The organism is Allosphingosinicella sp., assembly GCF_059502505.1.
This window is the reverse complement of the sequence record NZ_JCACEU010000016.1, coordinates 711371-737411: the sequence shown is the minus strand read 5'-3', so window position 1 is coordinate 737411 and position 26041 is coordinate 711371. Positions and strand designations below refer to the sequence as shown.

Here is a 26041-nt window from a genome sequence, read left to right as displayed (position 1 = left end):
TCGTCATCTCGATCGCCAAGAAATATACCAACCGCGGCCTGCAGTTCCTGGACCTCATCCAGGAGGGCAATATCGGCCTGATGAAGGCGGTCGATAAGTTCGAATATCGCCGCGGCTACAAGTTCAGCACCTACGCCACCTGGTGGATTCGGCAGGCGATCACGCGGTCCATCGCCGATCAGGCGCGCACCATCCGCATCCCGGTCCACATGATCGAGACGATCAACAAGCTGGTCCGCACCAGCCGCCAGATCCTCCACGAGATCGGCCGCGAGCCGACCCCGGAAGAGCTTGCCGAGCGCCTCTCCATGCCCCTGGAGAAGGTCCGCAAGGTGATGAAGATCGCCAAGGAGCCGATCAGCCTCGAAACCCCGATCGGCGACGAGGAAGACAGCCACCTCGGCGACTTCATCGAGGACAAGAATGCGGTGATCCCCGTCGACGCCGCGATCCAGGCCAATCTCAAGGAAACGGTGACGCGGGTGCTGGCGTCCCTCACCCCCCGCGAGGAACGCGTCCTCCGCATGCGCTTCGGCATCGGCATGAACACCGATCACACGCTGGAGGAAGTGGGGCAGCAGTTCAGCGTGACCCGCGAACGCATCCGCCAGATCGAGGCGAAGGCGCTGCGCAAGCTGAAGCATCCGAGCCGCTCGCGGAAGATGCGCTCGTTCCTGGATCAGTGACGCTCTCCCCTCCCTTTCAAGGGAGGCGATCAAGGGGCGGGTGAAGAAAAGGCCGGGGTCGATCCCCGGCCTTTTCTTTTCGTAAGGTGCGCGCCCTTCAAGGTCGCTGATTGCTAACCGCCAGAAGCTCGAAGCCAATGTCCGCAATGGGTGGAAAACGGACATTGGGTCTCCACATACCGGACGTTGTCGCGTCTGAGCGGCGCAATGCAGGGTGACGCACGTGCGACGACGAACATTTATCCTCGCTGCGGCGGCGTCTCCATTCGTCCATGTTCTCAAAATAGGACCCTCAATGGCCCAGACCCCAACGGCATCCAATCGAGCCGCTCCGCAAAAGGTCACCTTTCCGAGCGGTGACGGGTATGTGGTCGCTCACCTTTATTTGCCTGAAAATCACGACCCCTCCCGCCGCTATCCTGCTGTAGCTATCGGCGGCTCATTGACTTCGGTGAAGGAGCAAATGGGGGCCAACTACGCGGGGGAGCTTGCCCGCCGAGGAGTCATGGCTCTGGTCGTAGATTATCGTAACTACGGTGAAAGCAGCGGCGTCAAGCGTCAGTTCGAAGACCAGCAATCCAAGTCTCAAGACCTGTCGGCGGCCCTGCGTTACCTCAAGACGCGGTCCGACGTTGCAAGAACTGGTCTTCTCGGCATTTGCACCTCCGGCGGGACGGTCCTCTATGCCGCAGCAAACGACCCTAACGTAGGCGCAGTCGCGACCGTTGCGGGCATGTTCGGCAGTCCAGACCTCATGCTCAAGATGTTTGGTCCGGACGGGGTCAATCAGAGGCGCGCTGCGGCTCGCGAGGCGCGGAAGCATTATGACGAAACTGGCGTAATCGATACTGTCGCCGCCTACGACCCCAATGACCCAACGGCAGTAAGCACAAGCCCGAGCGAGTATTACATGGACCGCACGCGCGGCGGCGGGGTGCGAGGGTGGCGCAACGAGTTTGCGGTAATGGCGTGGGAGCCGTGGCTAAACTTCGACCCTCTGTCGCAAGCACCACGAGTAAGCGCGCCCACACTCATCGTTCACTCGGAGAGGGCGGCGTTCCCGGACCAAGCGAGGAGGGTTCATGACCTGCTTGCAGGACCGAAAGAAATACATTGGGCGGAAGGAGTTCACTTCGACTTCTACGACCAGCCAAGTACGGTTCGCGAGACGGCGGAGCGCTTGGCTACGCATTTCCGCACTCACCTAAGCTGAACGCTCCGGTCTACGTCTGCTTTGGGTCGCAAGCGGACATTGGACGTTTAGCCTGACAGTTTGAGAAGAACCCACATGGCAGGCGGTTGGACGCGCGATGGCGCGGTGCAGGATCAGATCGACGACACCGTGAAGGACGCGGTGCTGGCGGCGCGGGCGCGGCTCGCCGCCGGCGAAGGCGAGACGCATTGCGTCGAGTGCGGCGACGAGATCCCCGAAAGGCGGCGCAAGGCGCTGCCGGGCGCGAAGACCTGCGTCGCCTGCCAGGCGGAGCGGGATGCGAAGAGTGTCGCACGCGGGATCAATCGGCGCGGGAGCAAGGACAGCCAGCTTCGATAGCTTGCGCTCTACCTCGAAGTGTATTATCCCTATAAGACACAGGGAGGCAGCGACATGAAGCCGAAGAAAGCCAAGAAGATCATCCGGAAGCTGGCCGCGAAGATGGCGGTGAAGGTCGCCACCAAGGTGGCGAAAAGGGTCCAGCGCAAGTTCGCTTGAGGCGCGGCGCCGCTACAGGAGCCGGATTCGCGGCTCCGCTCTGTCCTTCTGAAGCATCAGCTCGGTGAGACCCCACACCATCGCGTCGGCCCGGTCGGGCGAGGTGCCGGGCCCCTCATAGTCGCCGCCGGCGATCATGCCGAGCAGCTCCGCCTCCAGCTCGGGAAAGCGGCCGTGGAGGAGGATCTTGCCGGCCTCGAACAGGTGAGCGACCGGAGCGGCGCGTTCGGACTTGCCGACCGTCGCGGTGACGAGCCTCACCCGCAGCGCCGGGTCGGCGGTGCGGAGCACGGCCTGTACCATCTTCCCGCCCTGATTGGCCTCGGCGACGATCTGGCCCGCGCCATGGATGCGCGCGGCGGAGGCGACGGCGCCGGCCCAGCCCTCGGGGGAGCGGCCGGTGACCGAGTGGTCGGCAAGCACATGCCCCCTGCCCTCCGCATCCTTCGCGCAGACCACGATGCCGCAAGTGCCGTCGCCGGCCGGCGGGTCGACGGCGATGACGACCCTTTGGAACCGTTCGTTTCGAGCGAAGTCGAGAAACGCTGGCGCAGGCGTGTCTCGACTTCGCTCGACACGAACGGCCTGGTCGTGGTTCGAGTTAAACCGACACCTCTCGATCAACTCCACCGTCCACAGCGCCCCCGGCGTGTCTGTGAGAAGCTCGCCATCCAGCTCCTGCCGCCCGAGCCGCGTCCCGGCATAGAGAGTCTCGACAGTGTCCACATAAGCTGCGGGAAGGTGCGGATTGGCGCGGGTGCGGCCCCTGGTGGTGATGCAGCCCGGCGACGCCATGATCCGCCTCAGATGCGGGCCGGGCCTCGGCGTGGTGGTGACCAAAGCGCGCGGCTGCGGCCCGAGGCGGAGGCCGAGCTGGAGCATGTCCCAGGTCTCGCCGGGCTTCTCCCATTTCGCGAGCTCGTCGCACCAGGCGAAATCATGCTCGGGCCCGCGCAACTGCTCCGGCGAGGCGCCGGAAAAAAGCGTCGCCTCGGCGCCGGTGCGGAAGCGCAAGCGCCTGAGGCTCGGCTGCCAGTCCGTCACCCATTCACCGGCGACCTCGAGCAGGCCGCTGCGCCCCTCGACCATCACCCGCCGCGCCTCGTCCAGCGTCGCGCCGACCAGCGCGATGCTGAGCTTCTCCCCGCCGGCGACGAGCGACGCGATCCACTGCGCCCCGGCCAGGGTCTTGCCGAAGCCGCGGCCGGCCATCAGCACCCAGGTGCGCCACTCCCCTTCCGGCGGCTCCTGCCCGCCATGCGCCCAGCTCCGCCAATCCCCGTCGGCCGAACGCGCCTCCTCCCGCGTCAGCGCCGCGATCACCCGCGCCTGCTGGTCCGGCGAGAGGCCGTCCATCCAGGCCCGGAAGCCTCCGCCCCGGACGATCATTGTCCCTCTTCCGGCGCCCCTCCCCGCCGAATCGCCTCGATCTTCCTCATGATGCTGGCGCGATAATGCTCGACACTCCGGGGCGGCGCCTTCCATCCCGAGCTCTTGCCCTGCCCCGTCACGGCCGCCCGATGCAGCTGCAATACCTTCAGCGCCGTTTCTGCGCTCATCTTCGGGATCGGCCGGTCCGCGTCGAACTCGACACCTTCAAGCGAATCCACGGCCGCCTCGACGAGGGCCATCTCGAGCCGGGCATAACCCTGCGCCAGCGCCGCCTGCCATTTGGCGGCGAAGTCGGCGCGAAGCCGCCGCTGGCGATAGACGCTCGTATGTCCGACCTGCGCCTGCTCCGCCGCGATCGTGACGTTGCAGGTCGCGGCGAGGGCGTCCAGGAACAGCTCCTCGACCTCCTCCGACCATTGGGTGAAGCAGCGCACGCGCTTGGCGCGGCCGTCGCGCCAGTAGCGCACCTTGCTCTCGGCCTGGGCCGCCGGCCTCTCCGCCGCCAGGGTGAGCGCCTTCGCCCACTTTTCGGCAAAATCGGCCCGCGATCGCCGGAGCGCATAGAGGGTGCTGGGCGAGAAGCCCACTGCATCCGCCGCCGCCCGCACGTTCCCGCTCCGCGCCAGGTGGTCGAAAAAGGCCGCCTCCGCGGCAGCCGACCATCGGCGCCAGGGTCTCCTTTGCCGCCTCGGACTGCCGCTCCGTGCAGCGCGCACGCGCCTTCCCCTGGACGCGCCTCCGCGGCGACGCCCATCCCTCTCTGCCATCTCATGCCTCCCGCTGTTCCTGATATGTTCCACAGCAGCGAACGAATGTCAAGCAAATTGTGCCGATCTGGTTAGTCCGTGTACGTTCGTCGCGGCGCTTCGTACGCTCGTCGTTGGCGGCTTTTCCCAACATTTGGGCAGTGTCATGAGGCTCCGGTCTCATGCGGGGCGCCTGCTCTGCCCATAACCCACTGGAAACAGACGATTTGCTGGATTTGGCACGGCTCGTGCTGAGGAGCCGGGGACAACAGCCGGCGGCAGCGACGGCGACGCCGACAAGGAGCAGAAGATGAAATTCCTCGACCAGCACAACCTCTTCACCCGCAGCGACACCATTTTCGGCGTCTGCCAGGGCTTTGGCGAGGATCTGGGCGTGCCGCCGAACCTGCTGCGGCTGGGCCTCGGCTTCCTGCTCTTCCTCAATCCGCTCGCCGCGCTGTTCACCTATGTCGCGGCGGGAGCGGTGGTCGCGCTTTCGCGCTGGCTGTTCCCGGTCTCCGCCGCCGCTCCGGCCGCCCCCGCGGCGGTCGAGGTCCAGCCGGCCCGGGAGGACGAAGCGGAGCCGCTGCCGCTGGCCGCCTGAGCGAGACGCGTCACCATCCGCCTAACGGCGCGTAAACCTCGCTTTTACGCGCTTCGGTTAGGGTGCTCCCCTTAAAGCGCTGCGCACGCCATGGGAGTTTTCGGATGGTTTCAGCTTCGGTTGGACAGCTAGGGCGCAGCCGCTCGGGCAGTGCGCTGCTCGCCTGCGTCGCCGAACATGGCAGCGGCAGTCACGATTATCTGCTGAGCGACGAGCTGCTCCGCGGCCCGCACGCCGCGCGCAACCTCTCGGACGCGGTCCATTTCCTGTGCATGCTGCACGGCCGCCAGCCGGGCGTGATCGACCATGCCGCCAACCGCTCGGTCGAGCCGGCGGCGCGCGCCTGGTTCAAGGACGCGATCCACCAATTCGGCATCGAGCGCTCGATTCTCACCCGCCTCGCCGTCGCCGCCGGGCCGATCCCGAGCACCGCCGGCGCGGGCGACACCGAATCCGCCGTGATCAGCCAGCGCCACGCGATCGAGATGCTCGCCCAGTCGGAGCGCAACGGCTGCGCTTTGGGCGCGGCGCTCGCGGTGGCGCTCGACTGGCGGCACGTGCGGGGCGCGCTCGACGCGGCCGCCCTGCGCTTCGGCATTGAGGTCCCGCCCTACGCCCTTGGCGAGCCCGAGAGCGTCCGCGAGGTTGCCGAGGCGGTCGCGGCGGAGCGTGCGATCCTGTTCGGCGCCGAGCAGATCTCGATCCAGCATCGCGGCCTCTGGGACCTCCTGGAGGCGCGGGCGCAGGCGCGAGGGCCCTACTGAGCCGGCCGCCCCCTTCGCGGGCCGCGGCGCGCTTGCGCCGCCGCCGGCCCTCACCTATCCGCTGCCGATGCGCTTCGAAGGCACTCAGAATTACGTCGCCACCCCGGACCTCAAGGTCGCCGTCAACGCCGCGGTGACGCTCCGCCGTCCCTTGCTGGTCAAAGGCGAACCCGGCACCGGCAAGACCGTCCTCGCCCACGAAATCGCCAAGGCGGTCGGCGCCCCCCTCCTCGAATGGCACGTCAAAAGCACCACCAAAGCCCACCAAGGCCTCTACGAATATGACGCAGTAGCGCGCCTCCGCGACGGCCAATTGGGCGACCCCCGCGTCCACGACATCTCGAATTACATCAAGCGCGGCAAGCTCTGGGAGGCGTTCACTTCGCCCCAGCTGCCGGTGCTGCTGATCGACGAGATCGACAAGGCCGACATCGAATTCCCGAACGACCTCCTCCAGGAGCTCGATCGCATGGAATTTCACGTCTACGAGACCCACGAGACGATCCGCGCCCAGGAGCGGCCCATCGTCGTCATCACCAGCAACAACGAAAAGGAACTCCCGGACGCGTTCCTGAGGCGCTGCTTCTTCCACTACATCAAATTCCCCGACCGGGAGACGATGCAGGCGATCATCGACGTGCATTTCCCGGGCATCCAGAAGATGCTGGTGCAGAAGGCGATGGATATCTTCTACGAGGTCCGCGAGGTCCCCGGCCTCAAGAAGAAGCCCTCGACCAGCGAGCTGATCGACTGGCTGAAATTGCTGCTCCACGAGGACATGCCGCTCGAGGTCCTCCAGTCCCGCGACCCGCACAAGGCGATCCCGCCGCTGCACGGCGCGCTCCTGAAGAACGAGCAGGACGTGATGCTGTTCGAGCGCCTCGCCTTCATGGCGCGGCGCGGCGGCTAGCCTAGCGCATCGCCTCGTCGCGATAGGCGAGCTCGAAATTGCCCCAGCGGCGGCCGTTCACGTAGAGCGGCACGAATACGTTCTTGACCGGCAGATAGCGGCCCTCGCCGAGGTTCATGCGGTAGGTCACCAGCATCGCTTCCTTGTCGCTCTCGATCGCGCGGCGGGTGGCGTCGTCGATGAAGTTGCGGCGGTTGCGGCAATGCTCGGCATTCCATTTGGGATCCGGGCCCTGCGGTTGCGATCGCTCGGTGATGTGGGTCGGGAGATAGCCGTTGATGTCGCTCATCACGCAGCCGACGGTGCGCGTGTCGCTGGCCATGATGCGGTCGAGGATCGGTCGGATGCGGTCGTCGGCGAAGTCGCAGAAGCGGGTCGCATATTGAGTGGGGTTGGTGCCGGGCATCGGCACGTAGCTCGTGTCGAATACGTCGGCCTCGCTGATTTCGCCGCGGGCGATCGCCTTCTCGATGATGGCCGACAGCTCGGTGCAGGCCGCCTGCGAAGCCTCGATGAAGGAGGTGTCGTCGATGCGGACGCCGCAGCTCGCCAGGCGGTCCAGCATGTCGCCGGAGAGAGATTCGAGGCGGGTCAGGCGGTCCTGCGCCTCGCGGAGCTGGCCGCCATTGGCGCGGGCGTCGGCAGCGAAGTCCGAAAGGCCGCTCTTCACGCTGTCCACGCTCTGCTGAATGATGCCGGTAGACTGGGCGATGCCGTCGGTCTGACGGTCCACCATTGCGACGAGGTCGGCGACGTCGCGGACGGTCTCGTTGATCGTGGTGAAGCTGCCACGCGCCTCGCGGCTGCGGTCGACGCCAGCCTTAATTTCGGTCGTGACGGCCTCCGCCTCGCGGGTCAGCGAGGCGACGGTGGAGGCGATCTCGCTGGTCGCGGTGCGGGTGTCGTGCGCGAGCTTCTTCACCTCGGCGGCGACCACGGCAAAGGACTTGCCCGCCTCCCCTGCCCGCGCCGCCTCGATGGTAGCGTTCAGGGCGAGCATGTTGGTCTTGTTCGCGATGCTCTCGATGCTGGACGAGACGCGCTGGACCTGAGTCATCGCCTCGGCGAAGCCCGCCATACGGTCGCCGAGCTGGACGACCAATTCGGTGAGGCCGGAGAAGACGCGGATCGTGTCCTCAATCGCGGCGCGGCCTTGGCCGAGCTTCTCGCGCGCCTGCTCGGCGAGGAGGCGGGCCTCATCGGTGGAATCGGCGACGCGGGCCTGGTCGGCCATCAGCCGGGAGGTGACCTCCTCGAGCGCGTCGAGTGTCTTCAGGTTGGATGAGATGCGATCGGAGACGCCGGCGACATAGCCGGAAACGTCGCTGCATTCGATCGCCAGCGAGCCGCAGTTGCGGGCGACCATGTTGATCGCATTGCCGTCCGGTTGCTCGATCGCTGAACTCGCCACGTGTCGCCTCACCCCAAGGATTTGTGACGGGTCTAGGCGACACCGGTTGAAAGGACGTTAACCACCCGCTGCTGGAGTCCCGCGGTCACCTCGGCTAGTGCACGTCCATGTTCTTCTCCTTCGTCGACGAGCTTCGGGCCGCGGGCATCTCCGCTTCGATGAAGGAGCATCTGACCCTACTGGAGGCGCTCGACGCGTCGGTGATCGCCTCGCGGCCCGAGGAATTCTATTATCTCGCCCGCGCCACCTTCGTGAAGGACGAGGGGCTGCTCGACCGCTTTGACCAGGTATTCGGCAAGGTCTTCAAGGGGGTCGAGACCAGCTACGGCACCGAGGCGGTCCCAATCCCCGAGGAATGGCTGAAGAAGGTCGCCGAGCTCTACCTGACGCCGGAGCAGATGGCCGAGATCAAGTCGCTGGGCTCCTGGGAAGAGATCATGGAGACGCTGAAGAAGCGGCTCGAGGAGCAGCAGGGGCGACACCAGGGCGGCAGCAAGTGGATCGGCACCGGCGGCACCTCGCCCTTCGGCAACAGCGGCTACAATCCAGAAGGCGTCCGCATCGGCGGTGAAGGCGGGCAGCGCAGCGCGATCAAGGTCTGGGACAAGCGCGAATTCCGCAACCTCGACAGTTCGAAGGAGCTCGGCACCCGCAACATCAAGGTCGCGCTCCGGCGCCTCCGCCGCTTCGCCCGCGAGGGCGCGGCCGAGGAGTTGGATCTCGACGAGACGATCGACGGCACCGCGCGCAAGGGCTGGCTCGACATTCGCATGCGGCCGGAGCGGCACAATGCGGTGAAGCTGCTCCTCTTCCTTGACGTCGGCGGCTCGATGGACCCTCATATCCGAATCTGCGAGGAGCTGTTCTCCGCGGCCACGTCCGAGTTCAAGAATCTCGAATTCTTCTACTTCCACAATTGCGTCTACGAAGGCGTGTGGAAGGACAATCGCCGCCGCTTCCAGGAGCGGACGCCAACTTGGGACGTGCTCCACAAATATGGCCACGACTGGAAGGTCGTCTTCGTCGGCGACGCCTCGATGAGCCCGTACGAGATCACCCACCCCGGCGGCTCGGTCGAACATTTCAACGAGGAAGCCGGCGCCGTCTGGATGCAGCGGATGGCGAACACCTATCCCGCCGCCGTGTGGCTGAACCCGATGCAGGAGCAATATTGGGGCTACAGTCACTCGATCCGCATCATCCGCGAGCTGATGCACGACCGGATGTACCCGCTGACGCTGGACGGCCTCGATGATGCGATGCGGACACTGAGCCGCAAGAGCTAGTACGCGTCGATCGCCTCGAACATCGCCGTCACGGCGCGGCGCTCCTCTTCGCTCAGCTCCGGGCGCCAGATGTCGAAGATCAGGACGATGCGGTCGCTGGAGCCGTCGTTCCAGGCCTCGTGCTCGACCGTGTCGTCGAAGATCAGCAGCTCGCCTTCGCGCCACTCGCGCGTCTCTCCCCCGACGCGGAAGCCGCAGCCTTCCGGCACGACGAGCGGCAGGTGGCAGATCAGCCGCGTGTTGAGCATGCCGCTATGCGGCGGGATCCGGGCGCCGGCGCGCAGGCGCGAGAAGAGGATGGAGGGCGCCCGCGTGGTGATGAACGGCAGATCGAGCGAGCGGATCGTCGCGAAGGTGGCCGGGCAGCGCTCCGCATTCTCGGCGACGGGGGCGCCGTTCTCCCAGAGATGGAGCGTGCTCCAGTCGGGATTGTCGGTGAGGCCATGGAAGTCGCGCCTCGGCCGCCTCGGATCCGAGACCAGATAAGGGCGGAAGCCCGCTTCGTCTTCGACCCGCAGGCGCGAAAGCTCGTCCCGAATGGCAGGCACCGCCTCTTCGACCCGCGGGACCCAAGAGAACTCCGAGCGCTCGTAGTAACGGCGCTGCGGCAAGCCTGGAAAGAAATAGGCGGCGGGGCGCTGGAGATCGGACTGCATCGCGCGACGGCCGGTGAGGATCTCGAGCGACTCCGCGAAGCGGCGCGGGCAGCGCTCAGGCGGCAGACCTGCTCGCGTCAATCTCCTTTCGAGATGATCCTCGAACAGCTGCCCGGCGCGCGACAGGCCGGCGCGGGCACGCTCGATGAACGGCTGTGCTTCGACCGGCAACGGATGGACTCCGGCAACGGCACTGAGCGCCGCCTTGTAGAAAGCGGAGGCGGCACGGCCGTCCCTTGCCTCCATGCGCAGGTCGCCCTTTCGCACCAGCGCGGGCACATGACTTGGCTGCCGTTCCAGCAGGCGGTCGACTTCCTTTTCGCTGAGCGCCATGTCGAGGCTGATGAGCGGCGTCGCAGCGCAAATCAAGCGCATGCTGCCGGGGCAATTGCGGGAGAGAGGCGGCGACGGTAACGAGCCGCGCCATGGCCCAATACAAGTCCGATCTTCTCCGCCTGCTCGACGAGCGCGGCTATATCCACCAGCTGACCGATGCCGAGGGCCTCGATGCCTTGGCGGCGAAAGAGATCGTGCCGGCCTATATCGGCTTCGACGCGACCGCCCCCTCCCTTCATGTCGGCAGCCTCGTCCAGATCATGATGCTGCGGCGCATGCAGCAGGCGGGGCACAAGCCGATCGTCCTGATGGGCGGCGGCACGTCCAAGATCGGCGATCCGAGCTTCAAGGACGAGGCGCGCAAGCTGCTGACGGCGGAGACGATCAACGCCAACATCGCTTCGATCCGTCGTGTGTTCGAGCGGTTTCTGAGGTTCGGCGACGGCCCCACCGACGCGGTGATGCTCGACAATGCCGAATGGCTCGACAAGCTCGAATATATCCCGTTCCTGCGCGAGATCGGGCAGCATTTCTCGATCAATCGGATGCTGAGCTTCGACAGCGTCAAGCTCAGGCTGGACCGGGAGCAGTCGCTCTCCTTCCTCGAATTCAACTACATGATCCTGCAGGGCTACGACTTCCTGGAGCTGTCGCGGCGAGCCGCCTGCCGGCTGCAGCTCGGCGGGTCGGACCAATGGGGCAATATCGTCAACGGCATCGAGCTCGCCCGGCGGGTGGACGGGACCCAGGTCTATGGCCTCACGACGCCGCTCCTCACCACCGCAGACGGCGGCAAGATGGGGAAGACCGAGCGCGGGGCGATCTGGCTGAATGCGGATCAGCTCGGCCCGTACGATTACTGGCAGTTCTGGCGGAACACGCAGGATGCCGACGTCGGCAAGTTCCTGCGGCGGTTCACCGACCTGCCGCTCGACGAGATCCTGCGGCTGGAGGGGCTCCAGGGCAGCGAGATCAATGAGGCGAAGAAGGTGCTCGCCGACGAGGCCACCAGGCTGGCCCACGGTGAGGCCGCGGCCGTGGAGGCGGCGGAGACCGCGCGCCGGACCTTCGAGGAAGGATCGGCCGGCGAGGCCCTGCCCTCGCTCCGCGTCGACGAGGGCCGGATCGGCATCGTCGTCGCGCTGACGGTGCTCGGCTTCGCGGCGTCCAACGGCGAGGCGAGGCGCAAGATCGCGGAAGGCGCGGTGCGGCTCAACGGCGTGGTGATCGCCGATCCGGGCTTCGTCGTCACGCTGGAGACGGACGAGCCGCTGAAGCTCAGCCTCGGCAAGAAGAGGCACGGGCTGCTAACCCGAACGTAGCAGACCCACCGCGGCGTCGCGCTCGAACAGGTAAAGCAGGGTCCGCGCTGCCTGGCCGCGTGGACCGGTGAGGCCGCCGTCGCGGTCGACGAGCAGGCGGGCGTCGTCGGTCGCGGTGGCGATCAGCTCGCCGATCTGCTCGGCGCTGGCGAGGCGGAACTGGGCTTCTCCCGACTGGCGCGTGCCGAGGATTTCGCCGCCGCCGCGCAGCCGCAGGTCCTCCTCGGCGATGCGGAAGCCGTCATTGGTCTCGCGCATGAGCGAGAGGCGGGCGCGGGCGGTCTCGCTCAGCGCCTCGCCGCGCAGGAGCAGGCAGATCGACTTGCCGGTGCCGCGCCCCACCCGGCCGCGGAGCTGATGGAGTTGGGCGAGGCCGAAGCGGTCGGCGCCCTCGATGATCATGAGAGTCGCGTTGGGGACGTCTACGCCGACCTCGATAACGGTGGTGGCGACGAGCACGGCGATGTGGCCGAGCTGGAAGGCGGCCATGACGGCATCCTTTTCCGGACCCTTCATGCGGCCGTGGACGAGGCCGACCTTGTCGCCGAAGCGAAGCTTAAGGATCTGGGCACGCTCCTCCGCGGCGGCCTGGTCGGAGGCCTCGCTCTCCTCGACCAGCGGGCACACCCAATAGGCCTGGCCTCCGGTGTCGATGTGACGGCCGAGACCGGCGATCACGTCGGTCAGCTTCTCGCTACTGAGGACGCGGGTCTCTATCGGCTGGCGGCCCGGCGGCATCTCGTCGAGGCGGCTCTCGTCGAGCTCCCCCTCGTGCATGAGCTTCAGCGTGCGCGGGATCGGGGTAGCGGTCATGACCAGCAAGTGGGGCGGGCGTTCGGCCTTGCTCGCCAGCATCATGCGCTGGGCGACGCCGAAGCGATGCTGCTCGTCGACGACGGCGAGGCCGAGGCTTTTGTAGGTGACCGCCTGCTGGAAGATGGCGTGGGTGCCGACCAGGATGTCGATCGATCCGTCGGCTAGGCCCATCAGGGTGGAGTCGCGGGCGCGGCCCTTCTCGCGTCCGGTGAGGATGGCGACGCTGACGCCGAGGCCGGTCAGCTGACGCGAGAGCGTATCGAAATGCTGGCGGGCGAGGATCTCGGTAGGGGCGAGCAGCGCGCCTTGCGCGCCGGCCTCCACTGCGGTCAGCAGCGCCATCAGCGCCACTAGTGTCTTGCCGGAGCCGACATCGCCCTGGAGCAGGCGGAGCATCGGCACCTCCTGCTGCAAATCGCCTTCGATCTCCGCAATGGCGCGCTGCTGCGCGCCCGTTGGGGAATAAGGCAGCGACAGCCTGTCGCGAAGGCGGCCGTCGCCCCTGAGGGGCACACCCCGCCGCTTCCGCGACTGGGCGCGGACCAGCATCAAGGCGAGCTGGTTCGCGAACACCTCGTCATAAGCGAGCCGCTCGCGCGCCGCGTCGCGGTCGTGGGTGCGGTGGGCGAGCTGGAGCGACTGCGCCCAGTCCGGCCAGCCGCGCCGCTCGAGCAGGCTCGGCTCGATCCATTCGGACAGCGCCGGCACGCGGGCGAGCGCCTGCGCGGCGAGCTGGCCGAGCCGGTTGTTGGTGAGACCTTCGGAGAGCGGATAGACCGGCTCCCGCTCCGGCAGCGAAGCGGCTTCGGCAGGAGGGAGGACATGATCCGGATGGACCATCTGCAGCTCCTGACCATAGCGGTCGAGCCGGCCGGAGACGATCTTGGGCTCGCCGAGCGGGAGCTGCTTCTTCGCCCAGCCGGGATTGTTGAAATAGGTGAGCGTTAGGTAATTGCCGGCCTTGTCTGCGGCGTGGACCCGAAACGGCCCTCGGCCGCCGCTTTGCCTATAGTTGCGGGGCGTGACCTCGACCGTGATGATGCGGCCGGCATCGGCCTCGTCCAACACCTCCACCCGCTTCCGCTCGATCCAGCTCACCGGCAAGTGGAAGAGGATGTCGACAACCCGCTCCAGGCCGAGGCGCTTGAGCGGCTTGGCGAGGCCAGGACCGATGCCCTTCAGCACCTCCACTTCGGCGAACAGGGGATTGAGGATTTGGGGCCGCATACCTAGGTGACACCTCCGATATCCAAAGCCGGAGCGCTTCGCCAGCGCTGCCCGGCCCATCCTGCATTGGGGGCAGCATGAACCGAACCGATCGCCTGAAACGCCTCCGCTTCCGCGCCTGGCATCGTGGAACCCGGGAAGCCGATCTGCTGGTCGGCGGCTTCTTCGACCGGCACAGCGCCACGTGGGGTGACGAAGAGATCGCCCGGTACGAAGCACTGATGGAGGAGCAGGACGTGGACATCCTCGCCTGGGCGATGGGAACGCAGCCGGTCCCCGCGCGCTGGGAGGGCGAGCTGATGCGGCAGCTGAAGCAGGTGGATTACATCAAGTTTCCGGATTGAACGTGGACGATACCAAGCTTGCCCCTCCCCCTCCCCGCGAGAGCTCGCGGGCCGCTCCGCCTGCCAAGGGTGAGGGTCTGAGCCTGCAGCGCATCCTGATGGCCTCCGAGCCGATGACGCTGGCCGGCGCGCCGGCAGGGTTCGTGCCCTGGCTGGCGGCGGATCTTGCGCGGGCCGCGAAGGGGCGCGCCGTCTTCATCGCGCCGGACGAGGCGGCGATGCGCCATATCGTCGATGCGGCGCATTTTTTCGCGCCGGAGCTGGAGACGCTGAGCTTCCCCGCCTGGGACTGTCTTCCCTACGATCGTTCCTCCCCTTCCCTGCGCTCATCGTCTGAGCGGCTGGCGACGCTGCATGCGCTCCAACGCAAGAGCGACAGGCCGCAGCTCCTCGTCACCACGGTCAATGCGGCGACCCAGCGGACGCTGACGCCGTTCCGCATCCGCCAGCTCGTGGCGCGACTCGCCCCGGGCGAGCGGATTGACCGTGATCGACTCGCGGCCCTGCTCCAGGCGAATGGCTATGTTCGCACAGATACAGTGGCGGACGCCGGGGAGTTTGCCGTGCGCGGCGGCCTGGTCGATCTCTATCCTTCCGGCGAGGATCACGCGCTAAGGCTCGATTTCTTCGGCGACGAGATCGAGAGCGTCAGGAGCTTCGATCCCTCCACTCAGCGCACGACCGGCAGTGTTGAGGGCTTCACGCTGCTTCCCGCTTCCGAGACCCTGCTCGACGAGGAGAGCATCAAGCGCTTTCGCTCGCGCTATCGGGAGAAATTCGGCGCGACTGCGACCGGCGACCCGCTCTACCAGGCGATTTCGGAAGGACGGCGCCTCGCCGGCCTCGATCACTGGCTGCCCTTGTTCGAGGAGCGGCTGGCGACCCTGTTCGACCATCTCTCGCCCGACGATATCGTCGTGCGAGATGCAGGAGATGCCGGCGCGGCCGAGGCGCGCTTCGAGGCCATCGCCGACTATTATGAGAATCGCGTCCGCGCCCAGTCCTCCGATCCGGGAAGCTATCGCCCGCTGGAGCCGGGGACGCTCTATTTGGGCAAAGAGGAATGGGACCGGACGATCGCCGACCGGCCGCTGCATCTCGCGACACCTTTCCATGAGCCGGAGAGCGCGACCGTCATCGACTTCGGCGTCGATGCGGCCCGGGACTTCGCACCCGAGCGGTCGCAGAACGCCAATGTCTATGAGGCGGTGGTCGCGCATGTCACGGAGCTGCGGCGGGCGAAGAAGAAGGTCGTGCTCGCCAGTTATTCCCGCGGCTCGCGCGAGCGGCTGAAGGGGCTGCTCGCCGAGCACGGCCTCGCCAAGGCGGTCGAAGCCGACTCCTGGCAGGAGGCGCTCGGCGCGGCCGACCGCAACCAGGTCACGCTCACCGTCGTCCAGCTGGATCACGGCTTCGCCACGCCGGAGGTCGCGCTGCTTACCGAGCAGGATATGCTCGGCGACCGGCTCGTCCGCCGCAAGAAGCGCAAGAAGAGCACCGACGCCTTCCTGTCCGAGCTTGCCACGCTCAGCCCCGGCGACCTGGTCGTCCACGGCGATCACGGCATCGGCCGCTATGAAGGACTGACCCAGATCCCCGTCGGCACCAGTCCTCACGACTGCGTCGCGCTCGAATATGCCGGCGGCGACAAGCTCTACGTGCCGGTCGAGAATATCGACATCCTGTCCCGCTACGGCAGCGACAGCGACGGGGTCGCGCTCGACCGCCTCGGCGGCGAGGCCTGGCAGCGGCGCAAGTCGCGGATGAAGGAGCGCATCCGAGCAATCGCGGGCGACCTCATCAAGACCGCCGCCGCCCGCGCGCTTCGTCCGGGACGGGTAGCCGAGCCCGACACCGGCTTTGCCGCCTTCGTCGACCGCTTCCCCTATGAGGAGACCGAGGACCAGGACCGCGCCATCGGCGACGTGATCGGCGATCTCGGCGCCGGGCGGCCGATGGACCGGCTGGTGGTCGGCGATGTCGGCTTCGGCAAGACCGAGGTCGCACTAAGGGCCGCCTTCATCGCTGCGATGGCGGGGATGCAGGTGGCGGTGGTCGCCCCCACTACCCTGCTCGCGCGCCAGCATTACACGAACTTCTGCGAGCGCTTTCGCGGTTTCCCGATCGAGATCGGCCGCCTCTCCCGGCTCGTCCCCGCCGCCGAGGCCAAGGAGACGCGCGAAAAGGCGGCCGAGGGCAAGATGGACATCGTCATCGGCACCCACGCGCTGCTCGCCAAATCGGTGGAGTTCAAGCAGCTCGGCCTCGTCATCGTCGACGAGGAGCAGCGCTTCGGCGTCACTCACAAGGAGCGGCTCAAGGCGATGAAGGCCGACGTCCACGTCCTCACCCTCACCGCCACCCCGATCCCGCGCACCCTGCAGATGGCGATGTCGGGCCTGCGCGAGCTGTCCGTGATCCAGACGCCGCCGGTCGATCGTCTCGCCGTGCGCACCTATGTCATGCCGTGGGATCCGGTGGTGCTTCGCGAGGCCCTGTTGCGCGAGCATTATCGCGGCGGCCAGAGCTTCTTCGTCGCGCCCAAGATCGCCGATCTGCCGGACATCGAGCAGTTCCTGCGCGACGAGGTCCCGGAAGTGACGTTCATCACCGCCCATGGCCAGATGTCGCCGACCGAGGTCGAGGAGCGGATGTCGGCCTATTACGACCGCAAATATGACGTGCTGCTGTCGACCACGATCATCGAGAGCGGGCTCGACATCCCTTCCGCCAACACGCTGATCATCCATCGCGCCGACCGGTTCGGCCTCGCCCAGCTCTACCAGCTTCGTGGCCGCGTCGGGCGCGCCAAGACCCGCGCCTATGCCTATTTCACGACGCCGGCGACGCGAGTGGTGACTGAGGCCGCCGACAAGCGCCTGCAGGTGCTCGTCAATCTCGACACCCTCGGCGCCGGCTTCCAGGTCGCCGCCCACGATCTCGATCATCGCGGGGCCGGCAACCTGCTCGGCGACGAGCAATCCGGACATATCAAGGAGGTCGGCTTCGAGCTCTACCAGTCGATGCTGGAAGATGCGATCATGGACGCCAAGGCCGGCGGCGCGGGGCTGGATCGGCCGGATGAATTCTCGCCCCAGATCACGGTCGACGCGCCGATCATGCTGCCCGAGGATTATGTGCCCGACCTCGACCTGCGCATGGGCCTCTACCGGCGGATGAACGAGCTGGAGAGCCGGCAGGAGATCGAGGCGTTCGCGGCCGAGTTGATCGACCGGTTCGGCAAGCTCCCGGTCGCAACCGAAAACCTTCTGAAAGTGATCGAGACCAAGCTGAATTGCCGCAAGGCGGGGATCGTGAAGCTCGATGTCGGGGCCAAGGGCGCTCTGGTAAGCTTCCACGGCGACAAGTTCGGCAATCTCGAAGGGCTGATCGGCTATGTGCAGCGGCTGAAGGGCACTGCGAAGCTCCGGCCTGACAGCAAGCTGGTCGTCACCCGCAGCTGGCCGGACGCACAGGCGCGCATCAATGCCGCTTTGCAGCTTTCGACCGGCCTCGCCCGCGTCGCCGCCTGACGCGGCGCAACCAATCGATACATTCGATGTTCAGTCGCCCGGGAGCAGCGGCGCCCAGGCGATACATTTTGCGACAATTTTCCCGCCGCCGCGGCACGTTTGCGCGACAGGCGGGGCATAGCGAGGCTCTTGTAGGACGGCAGTCCGGCCGAGTTCCCGCGGAGAGCAGTGACATGAAGACGTGCGTACCCGAGTCCCCGAGAAGGACACCCCCCAATCCCCTCTCGCGCCTGGCTCTGGCGGCTCTGCTCGCCGGCGTCGCTCACCAGCCCCTGCTCGCCCAGGAAGCGCCGCCTCCCGAGGAAGCGGCGCCGGCCGAAACGCTCGCCCCGACCGCCTCCGTCGACGACAATACCCAGCCGACCGATGCCGCGCCGGAGCCGGCCGATCCCGACTTCGTCGAAGAGGAGGAGGATGGCGAGGAGATCGTCGTCACCGGCCAGCGCCAGCGCGGCTCTGTGATCGGCAATATCGAGCCGGAGGTCGTGTTCAACCGCGGGGACATCCGCTCGTTCGGGGCCGGCACGCTGGCCGAGCTGCTGGACGCGATCGCGCCGCAGACCAGCAGCGGCCGGGGACGCGGCGGCGAGCGGCCGGTGGTGCTGCTCAACGGCCAGCGCATCTCCGGCTTCCGCGAGATCCGCGGCATCCCGCCCGAAGCGATCATCCGGATGGAAGTGCTGCCTGAAGAAGTGGCGCTGAAATATGGCTATCGTGCCGACCAGAGGGTGGTGAATTTCGTCACCCGGCGCCGCTTCAATGCGGTGACGGCGGAGGCCGAATACGGCCAGGCGACGGCCGGCGGCCGCAGCGTCTACGAGGCGGACGCCAACATCCTCAGGATCGACCCGACCGGCCGCTGGAACATCGACGCGGAATATCAGCACAACAATGCGTTGCTCGAGAGCGAGCGCGACATCATCCAGTCCGATCCTGATGCGCTGTTCGACGTGTCCCCGTTCCGCACTTTGCTGGGCGCGAGCGATCAGTTCTCGCTCAACGGCACGCTCAACCGGACGCTCTTCGGCGACATCTCGACCACGTTCAATGCGAGCGTCGAGGGCAGCGAAGGCCGCAGCCTGTTCGGTCTTCCGTCCGATTTCCTCGACAATCCGCTTGGCGACGTTCCGCGGCCCCTGACCCGGGACAGCAGCAGCCGCACCGGCCATCTCGGCCTCGCCATGAATGGCCAGCAGGGTGATTGGCGCTGGTCCCTCACCGGCAATTACGATCGCATCAGCAACACCAATTTCACCGACACGGACAGTCTCACCGATCCTCGCGAGCGCAACCGCGCCTTCTCGATACGGGACGATGCCAATGCGGAGCTTGTCGCCAACGGCTCCCCGATCCCCCTTCCCGCCGGCGACGTCTCGACCACCGTCAGGATCGGCGCCAGTCGGCTCGGCATCCGCAGCGAGACGTTGCGCGACGACATCGAAACCGCCCGTGAGCTTTCGCGCGGACGCGGCAACGCGCAGGTCAATGTGGACGTGCCGATCGCCAGCCGGCGCAACGACGTGCTCGCGGCAATCGGCGATCTGTCGCTCAACGCCAATGCGGAGGTGGAGCATCTCTCCGACTTCGGCACCCTGCGCACGCTCGGCGCCGGCATTAACTGGGAGCCGATCCCCGAGGTGGACGTGATCGCGTCCATCACCGACGAGGACGGCGCGCCCAGTGTGCAGCAACTCGGCGATCCGACCATCCTGACGCCGAACGTGCGCGTGTTCGACTTCACGCGCGGCGAGACGGTGGATGTGACGCGGATCGAGGGCGGCAATGCGGGCCTGGCCGCGGACAACCGCCGGGTGTTCAAGCTGGGCATCACGGCCAAGCCGCTGAGCGAAGAGAATCTGTCGATCACCGCCAACTACACCAACACGCGCATCCGCAACCCCATCGCCTCCTTTCCCTCGGCGACGGCGGAGATCGAGGCGGCGTTCCCGGAGCGGTTCCTGCGCGACGATGAAGGGCGGCTGTTCCAGATCGACAGTCGCCCGGTGAACTTCGCCCGGTCGGACCGGTCGGAGATACGCTGGGGCGTCAACTTCTCGAAGCGGATAGGCCCCGCGCCGCCGCCCGGCGGCTTCCGCGGCAGGCGCGCCGAGGCGCAGGGCGGCGAGGCTGGCGCTACCGCTGCTCCGCCGACCGAGAGCACGACTCCGCCGACGGCAGGTGACCCGGCAGGCGCGCTGCCAGAGGCGGGTGAGCGTCGCCGCGGTGGTCAAGGCGCCGGCGGGGGCCGTGGCGGCTTCGGCGGCGGGCGCGGCGGCTTTGGCGGCGGCGGCGGCCGGGGCGGCCGGATGCAGTTCGCGCTCTACCATACCTGGCGACTGGAGGATTCCATCCTCATTCGCCAGGGCGTGCCGGAGCTCGATCTGCTCAACGGCTCGGCCGTCGGCAACAATGGCGGACGCCCTCGTCACGAGATCGAGGCGCAGGCCGGCTACTTCCGCAACGGCTTCGGAGCGCGTCTCAGCGCCAACTGGCAGAGCGGCACTACCGTGCGTGGCGGCATCGGCGGCGGGTCGACGCCCGAGGACCTGTCCTTCTCCGACCTGACGACGATCAATCTCAGATTGTTCGCGGAGCTGGGGCAGCAGCGGTCGCTGGTGCAGAAATATCCCTGGCTGCGGGGGACCCGGGTCAGCCTCAACGTCAACAACCTGTTCGACAGCCGGTTGGACGTGCGCAATACGGCTGGCGAGGTGCCGATCGGCTACCAGCCCGGCTATCTCGACCCGCTCGGGCGCTCGGTCACGGTCAGCATCCGCAAGCTCTTCTTCTGACGAAACGCAGGTTGCTGCTGCCTTGCGGTTAACGTGAGACAGCAACCATCTGTAAACGAAGGGCGGCTAATCTGCGGGCCATGTTCAAGGCCATTCTGATATCCCTGGCGACTCTGGTCTCCTTCGATGCCGTGGCATGGGAGAGCATGATCCGTAAGGAGCTCGTGCGCGAAGCGGGAGTCGCCGCGAGCGAGTTCGCCGCCCTCGACTGGAGCTGGGGCTGACGAACACCGGGTGAGCTCGCGCTCCCGACACCTTTCGTCGCAGCCATTGCCGGTTCCGCAGCGCTCTTGCTTCGCCGTCTCCGCAAGCGACGCTTCCGTCGAAAGACGCAGGCTTGTGCACTGTCTCCTTCCTAGAGCCTCCGGCTTGCAAGGGAGGGACATCATCGATGAGCGAAGCTATTCTAGAGTTAGTCGCGGAGCCGGGGATCAGCCCGGAGACAGAACCCTCGGCCGATACGGTCTCAATGCCCGCCGCCGCGCCGTCGCCGGCACATATCCTTCAGGTCGGGATGGGTTTCTGGGCTTCGAAGACATTGTTGAGCGCCGTCGAGCTGGGCGTCTTCACCCTGCTGGCCGACGGCGCCAGGACCGGAGGCGAGATCGAGCAGGCGCTCGGCCTGCATCCGCGAGGCACCTACGACTTCCTCGACACACTGGTCGCGCTTCGCCTGCTGGAACGCGACGGCGACGGCGCTGGCGCGGCATACAGCAACACGGCTGAGACCGGCCGCTTCCTCGTTCGAGGCAGCCCCAACTATGTCGGCGGTATCCTCGAAATGGCCAATGCCCGTCTCTACCCCTTCTGGTCGGACCTCACGCCGGCGCTGAAGACGGGCAAGCCGCAGAATGAGGTCAAGCATTCGGGCAAGCCGATGTTCGACGAGCTCTATGCCGATCCACGGCGGCTCGAGCAGTTCATGGACGCGATGAGCGGCGTCTCGATGGGCAATTTCAACGCCTTCGCGGAGAAGTTCGACTTCTCATCGTATCGCAGCATGGCCGACATCGGCGGTGCCACGGGCCAGCTCTCCTGCATCGTCGCCGGCCGACATCGGCACCTCAGCTGCCGGTCCTTCGACCTGCCCGTCGTGCAGCCGATCGCGGAACGCCGCATCCGCGCGACCGGCCTCTACGAGCGCGTGTCCGCGGGCACGCTCGACTTCCTCAAGGAGGATTTCCCCAAGGCGGATCTGATCACGATGGGCATGATCCTCCACGACTGGAATCTCGAGGGCAAGAAGATGCTCATCCGCAAGGCCTATCAGGCGCTGCCCGAAGGCGGTGCGTTCGTCGCCATCGAGAACATCATCGACGACGAGCGCCGGGAGAATGCGTTCGGGCTGATGATGTCGCTCAACATGCTGATCGAGTTCGGCGACGCCTTCGACTTCACCGGGGCCGACTTCACCTCCTGGTGCCTGGAGGCCGGCTTCAAGAGGTGCGAGATCCTGCCTCTGGCCGGTCCGGCAAGCGCAGCCATCGCCTACAAATAGCGATCAGGCGTGAAGGCGGGGCGCGACGAGCTCTGCGAGTGCCGCTGAATCCACCGGTCGCGAACAGAGATAGCCCTGGTAGAGGTTACAGCCTTCCTGGGCGAGGAGGCCGAGTTGCTCCTCGGTCTCCACGCCTTCGGCGATCACGGCGAGGCCGAGCGAGCGCGCCATGTCGATGACGCTCCGGACCACGATCCGGTCGCGGGCAGAGCCGGTGATGTCCTCGCAGAGGCGCTTGTCGATCTTGAGATAATCGAGCGGCAGCGCCTTGAGGTATGCGAGGCTCGAATAGCCGGTGCCGAAGTCGTCGATCGCGACCCGCAGCCCCCCTTCCCGCAGCCGCGCCAGCAGATAGGCGGCGGCGTTCAGATCCTCGATGAGGCCGCCTTCGGTGACTTCTACGGTGAGGCGGCGCCGGTCGAAGCCGCTCTCCTCCACCATCTGCAGGAATTGGGAGGCGAAGCCGGGGCGGACGATATCGGCCGCGGTGATGTTGACGGCGACGCGCAACCGCCCGAGCGCCGCCGGCCATGCCGAAGCCTCGGCGACTGCGGTGCGCTGCACATGGTAGGACAACTGGACCAGATAGTCCGATCGGGACGCGACATTGAACAAGGTGGCCGCGCCGAGCTCGCCGTAGGTGGGGTGACGCCATCGGGCGAGCGCCTCGGCGCCGACGATGCGGCCGCTGGTGATCGAGACCTGGGGTTGGAAGAGGATCTCGATCTCGTCCTTGTCGAGCGCCCGGCGAAGGTCGACCTCGAGCCGATCGCCCAACGCGGTATCGCTCTGCGCGCCTGCATCGAGCACCCGGATCGGGCTTGCCTCGGCGCCCTTGGCGTCGACCAGGGCCGCGCTTGCCCGCCGCAGCAGCCCCGCCGCGTCGTCGCCCGGTGCGGAGGCGACGACGCCGACCCGGCTGCCGAGGGTGATCACATGATCGCCGCACATGAAGGGACGTGCCAGCGCCTCCACCAATTGTCCCGCGAGAAAGCGGCCCTCGCCGAGGCTCGTCGGCGCCGCCAGCATGACGGCAAATTCCGCACCCGCGAGCCGCGCGACGAAACGCCGGCGTCCGTCGGCATCCACCAGCCGCTCGATGCGCCGTCCCGCCGCCTGCAGCACGGCATCGCCCGTGGTCCGGCCGAAGGCGGCATTGATCGCGTCGAACCGGCTGACGGCGAGCAGGAGCACCACCAGAGCGGGGTCGCTGTCGCCAGCGCGGCCGAGCCTTTTCTCGATCCACGCGCGCCCTGCGCGGGCGTCGCGAAGGCCGGTCAGCGGGTCGCGCGACTGGAGTTCCGGCGCGAGCGGTCGCGCGATCGTCTCGGTGCGGCCGACAATCTGTCCGCCGCCGCCGCTCACCCGCATGTGATGGGCGAGGCGGGCGCCGCCCTCCCCGTCCTCGTGCGCGAAGGCGGTCGAGCGGCCGGTCGACATCAGCCGCTCGACCGCCTCGCGTGCGGCGCGGCGGCCTTCGGGATCGAGCTTTCGGAACAGGTCCATCAGGCTGATTCGCTGCCCCTGATCGTCTCCCAGACCCGCCTTGCGCGCCAGTGCCGGACTGAGCTCTACGGTTTGCGACCCCGGCTTCCAGCGCCAGGAACCTGCCCGATCCTGCCGCTCCTCCTCGAGCGCGCGGACGTGGCGATGGCCGCCGCCGACGCGCTCGGCATGGCGCTCGGCGAACATCAGGGCGCGGACGAACTGCTGATCGCTGAATGGGCCCACCAGAAAGTGGGTCGCGCCTTCCGAATAGAATTGGTCGAGCGCGCCGGCATCGCCCTTCGATACGAGCACCAGCAGGGCAGCGGCATTGGCCTCCACCGGGTCGGCGAGCGCACGGACGCCTTCATGCCCGTCCGCCAGCGCGCCGCGCGCGTCCACCACGGCGACCGAAGCGCCGGAGGAGACGAACCGTCCCTCGGCGCTGACCACGCGCCGGGCGGCGATCGGCTGCCATCCGGCACCTTCCGCGAGCACGGTCAGCTCGTCGCGATGGCGAAAGGACAGGATGAAGACAGGCGCAGGCGCCCCGGCACTCATCGTCTCACGCTCCCTTCCCGCCCCGTCGACCGAAGCTTCAAGCTCTACTCCCATGCAAATCCTTATCAATTGGCTTTCACGGACGAGATTGGGACTGCCCCGGGGTGGAACATGCGGCGCCTTGCCGCGGAGGCGGCGGCGGCTTAGCAAAGAGAAGATGGCGGGGAATGCATCGAGACCGACGGCGCTGGTCGCGTCACCCACCGAGGCGGCGCAGGCGGCCGAGGCGATGCTCCGCGAGCGCTACGACTTCGTGCCGCTGGCCGAAGCCGAGCAGATCATCGCCCTCGGCGGGGACGGCTTCCTCCTCCACACGCTGCACGAGATGCTCAAGCGCGGCGCGCTCTGCCCCGTCTTCGGGATGAACCGGGGTACGGTCGGCTTCCTGATGAACGAGTGGCGCATCGAAGGCCTCCGCGAGCGGGTGAACAACGCCCGGACCTTCACTGTCGCGCCGCTCCGCATGGACGCGGTGACAGTGCGAGGCGATACGCTCAGCAACCCAGCGATCAACGAAGTCTCGCTGCTGCGCGAGACGCGGCAGACCGCCTCGATCGAGATCTCGCTCAACGGCCGCGTCGTGCTTCCGGAGCTGGTCTGCGACGGGGTGCTCGTCGCGACACCCGCCGGTTCGACTGCCTACAACCTCTCGGCGCAGGGGCCGATCCTGCCATTGGGCTCGAAGCTGATGGCGCTGACGCCGATCAGCCCCTTTCGTCCTCGCCGCTGGCGCGGCGCCCTTGTTCCGGACGATCTCAAGGTCTCGTTCCGCGTGCTCGATCCGACCAAGCGGCCGGTCTCGGCGGTCGCCGACCAACTTGAGGTTCGCGACGTAGCAACGGTCGAAGTCTGTGTAGACAGGAGCCAGGCACTGACCCTGCTCTTCGATCCCGAACACGCCCTGGACGAGCGCATCACAATGGAGCAGTTCGCAGTCTGACCGCTGGTCAGGCGGCTGCCACCAAGGCGTGCTCGTGAATGTCGACGCAGGCCCCGTGCCAGCGCAGCACGCCGCCCGCGGCGTCGCGCTCCGGGCGCGCGCGGTTCAGCACGCGCCGAAACTCCCCACTCCTGTGGCGGAGGCGAAAGGCGGCTTCGAACGGAGCTCCGCTCTCGACCGACCGGCGCCAGGCCGCCTGCACCGCCGCCTGGTCGGCCGCGTGCACCAGCAATGCTCCGGCTTCCCACTGATCGAGGTCGAGGCCGGTAAACTCCTTCCAACGAGAGGAGCGGAAGGTGATCCGCCCGGTGGCATCAGCCGACCAGATCATGTTGGGGAGGTGATCGAGCTGCTCTCGAACATCATTCTCGCGGGCCCGGGATTCCGCGACGGCGGACTGGAAGGCGAGATAGGTCCTGCGGGTGATGTCGGACATGCCGAGGATGAAGAGGACATTCACGATCGCAAGCACCCAGCGCGTCGGATCATCCGACAGAGCGAGCCCGACCGTCAGCGGCAAGGCCGACAGGGTAAGCTGTCCGAGCGCCACCGTGGGTCGCCCCGCATTCCGAGCGCAGATCCCTGCGGCGTAACCCAGCGCCACGCACGAGGCGAGCAACTGAAGCCCGCCATCGCTGCTCCGCGTGAGCACGAGGAAGGCGAGCAGGCCGAGCAGGGCCGAGAACAGCCAGGCGCCGATCTCGTAATGGACCTCGGCGCGGACCACCGACGGCTGCGCTGGGTCTGCCCGGTTCATCAGCGACGCCTGCACGACACGCGCCGCGCCCGCGACTGGCACGGCGAGCCCGACGAAGATCGTGGCGGAATCATTGGAGAGGCTGGCGGCCGATATGCCTGCCGCGCCGCCGGCGACCGCACCGATAGCAAGGCTCGCGGGAGATGCGAACAAGGTCGCCACCAGATGCCGGCGGACATCGGCGCTCATTCCCCTATCCGCCTGTAGAAGATGGAGAATGTTCGAATCCCGCAGCGCCAACCTTTGCCTCCCGTGCACCGGCAG

21 protein-coding genes are annotated in these 26041 nt (G+C 67.0%); 14 read left to right on the top strand and 7 right to left on the bottom strand.

Features of this window, described 5'->3' with window-relative positions; all coding sequences use genetic code 11:
• The 3 genes from rpoD to AC5JBD_RS11765 all read left to right on the top strand — a co-directional run.
• A partial coding sequence (rpoD, locus tag AC5JBD_RS11775; RefSeq protein ID WP_495721983.1) for an RNA polymerase sigma factor RpoD occupies positions 1–686 on the top strand: 686 nt, incomplete at its 5' end.
• Between the two features lie 295 nt (positions 687–981).
• Positions 982–1899 (top strand): alpha/beta hydrolase, encoded by a 918-nt coding sequence (locus AC5JBD_RS11770; protein ID WP_495721982.1) that lies wholly within the window; start codon positions 982–984, stop codon positions 1897–1899.
• A gap of 75 nt (positions 1900–1974) precedes the next feature.
• The gene (locus AC5JBD_RS11765) at positions 1975–2238 is read left to right on the top strand and encodes a DksA/TraR family C4-type zinc finger protein (RefSeq protein WP_495721981.1); all 264 of its coding nucleotides are present in this window, start codon (positions 1975–1977) and stop codon (positions 2236–2238) included.
• Between the two features lie 171 nt (positions 2239–2409).
• On the opposite strand, the gene AC5JBD_RS11760 is transcribed toward AC5JBD_RS11765, so the two are convergent.
• Together AC5JBD_RS11760 and AC5JBD_RS11755 are read right to left on the bottom strand one after the other, a co-directional pair.
• Positions 2410–3786, bottom strand: coding sequence for a DNA-packaging protein (locus AC5JBD_RS11760; RefSeq protein WP_495721980.1), 1377 nt, complete (start codon positions 3784–3786; stop codon positions 2410–2412).
• On the bottom strand, positions 3783–4397 hold the full coding sequence (locus AC5JBD_RS11755; protein WP_495721979.1) for a hypothetical protein: 615 nt from the start codon (positions 4395–4397) through the stop codon (positions 3783–3785). The genes AC5JBD_RS11760 and AC5JBD_RS11755 overlap by 4 nt, the downstream gene beginning before the upstream one ends.
• Positions 4398–4845: 448 nt before the next feature.
• On the opposite strand from AC5JBD_RS11755, the gene AC5JBD_RS11750 reads away from it, so the two are divergent.
• The 3 genes from AC5JBD_RS11750 (at position 4846) to AC5JBD_RS11740 (ending at position 6813) form a co-directional block, all read left to right on the top strand.
• Entirely contained in the window at positions 4846–5139 is a 294-nt protein-coding gene (locus AC5JBD_RS11750) for a PspC domain-containing protein (RefSeq protein WP_495721978.1), read from the top strand.
• Positions 5140–5243: 104 nt separating this feature from the next.
• Entirely contained in the window at positions 5244–5903 is a 660-nt protein-coding gene (locus tag AC5JBD_RS11745) for a DUF6975 family protein (protein WP_495721977.1), read from the top strand.
• Positions 5904–5970: 67 nt separating this feature from the next.
• Positions 5971–6813 carry an AAA family ATPase gene (locus AC5JBD_RS11740; protein WP_495721976.1) on the top strand — a complete coding sequence of 281 codons (843 nt, stop codon included), beginning with the start codon at positions 5971–5973 and terminating at the stop codon, positions 6811–6813.
• A gap of 1 nt (position 6814) precedes the next feature.
• On the opposite strand, the gene AC5JBD_RS11735 is transcribed toward AC5JBD_RS11740, so the two are convergent.
• Positions 6815–8224, bottom strand: a complete 1410-nt coding sequence (locus AC5JBD_RS11735) for a methyl-accepting chemotaxis protein (RefSeq protein ID WP_495721975.1) — start codon at positions 8222–8224, stop codon at positions 6815–6817.
• A 107-nt stretch (positions 8225–8331) separates the two neighbouring features.
• On the opposite strand from AC5JBD_RS11735, the gene AC5JBD_RS11730 reads away from it, so the two are divergent.
• Entirely contained in the window at positions 8332–9510 is a 1179-nt protein-coding gene (locus AC5JBD_RS11730) for a vWA domain-containing protein (RefSeq protein ID WP_495721974.1), read from the top strand.
• On the opposite strand, the gene AC5JBD_RS11725 is transcribed toward AC5JBD_RS11730, so the two are convergent.
• On the bottom strand, positions 9507–10499 hold the full coding sequence (locus tag AC5JBD_RS11725; protein WP_495721973.1) for an aspartyl/asparaginyl beta-hydroxylase domain-containing protein: 993 nt from the start codon (positions 10497–10499) through the stop codon (positions 9507–9509). The two genes, AC5JBD_RS11730 and AC5JBD_RS11725, sit on opposite strands and share 4 nt — an antisense overlap.
• 92 nt (positions 10500–10591) lie before the next feature.
• Here AC5JBD_RS11725 and tyrS point away from each other — a divergent pair, with 92 nt between their 5' ends.
• A complete protein-coding gene (gene tyrS / locus AC5JBD_RS11720; RefSeq protein ID WP_495721972.1) occupies positions 10592–11824 on the top strand; it encodes a tyrosine--tRNA ligase in 1233 nt (410 codons plus the stop codon).
• On the opposite strand, the gene recG is transcribed toward tyrS, so the two are convergent.
• Positions 11810–13867 (bottom strand): ATP-dependent DNA helicase RecG, encoded by a 2058-nt coding sequence (gene recG, locus AC5JBD_RS11715; protein WP_495721971.1) that lies wholly within the window; start codon positions 13865–13867, stop codon positions 11810–11812. The two genes, tyrS and recG, sit on opposite strands and share 15 nt — an antisense overlap.
• A 77-nt stretch (positions 13868–13944) precedes the next feature.
• Between recG and AC5JBD_RS11710 the strand changes: the two genes are divergently transcribed.
• From AC5JBD_RS11710 to AC5JBD_RS11690, 5 genes are all read left to right on the top strand, one after another.
• Complete coding sequence (locus AC5JBD_RS11710) at positions 13945–14211, top strand: FAD assembly factor SdhE (RefSeq protein ID WP_495721970.1); 267 nt, start codon at positions 13945–13947, stop codon at positions 14209–14211.
• 98 nt (positions 14212–14309) lie between these two features.
• A complete protein-coding gene (gene mfd, locus AC5JBD_RS11705) occupies positions 14310–17744 on the top strand; it encodes a transcription-repair coupling factor (RefSeq protein WP_495722007.1) in 3435 nt (1144 codons plus the stop codon).
• A gap of 173 nt (positions 17745–17917) precedes the next feature.
• Positions 17918–20536: a TonB-dependent receptor gene (locus AC5JBD_RS11700; RefSeq protein WP_495721969.1), complete on the top strand. Its 2619-nt coding sequence runs from the start codon at positions 17918–17920 to the stop codon at positions 20534–20536.
• 80 nt (positions 20537–20616) lie between these two features.
• The gene (locus AC5JBD_RS11695) at positions 20617–20760 is read left to right on the top strand and encodes a hypothetical protein (protein WP_495721968.1); all 144 of its coding nucleotides are present in this window, start codon (positions 20617–20619) and stop codon (positions 20758–20760) included.
• 167 nt (positions 20761–20927) lie between these two features.
• On the top strand, positions 20928–22034 hold the full coding sequence (locus AC5JBD_RS11690) for a class I SAM-dependent methyltransferase (RefSeq protein WP_495721967.1): 1107 nt from the start codon (positions 20928–20930) through the stop codon (positions 22032–22034).
• Between the two features lie 3 nt (positions 22035–22037).
• Here AC5JBD_RS11690 and AC5JBD_RS11685 read toward each other — a convergent pair whose 3' ends face one another.
• On the bottom strand, positions 22038–24134 hold the full coding sequence (locus AC5JBD_RS11685; protein WP_495721966.1) for a putative bifunctional diguanylate cyclase/phosphodiesterase: 2097 nt from the start codon (positions 24132–24134) through the stop codon (positions 22038–22040).
• A 103-nt stretch (positions 24135–24237) separates the two neighbouring features.
• Between AC5JBD_RS11685 and AC5JBD_RS11680 the strand changes: the two genes are divergently transcribed.
• Positions 24238–25020 (top strand): NAD kinase, encoded by a 783-nt coding sequence (locus tag AC5JBD_RS11680; protein ID WP_495721965.1) that lies wholly within the window; start codon positions 24238–24240, stop codon positions 25018–25020.
• Positions 25021–25027: 7 nt separating this feature from the next.
• Here the strand turns inward: AC5JBD_RS11680 and AC5JBD_RS11675 are convergent, their stop codons facing one another.
• Complete coding sequence (locus tag AC5JBD_RS11675) at positions 25028–25966, bottom strand: PAS domain-containing protein (RefSeq protein ID WP_495721964.1); 939 nt, start codon at positions 25964–25966, stop codon at positions 25028–25030.
• Between the last annotated feature and the right edge of the window lie 75 nt (positions 25967–26041).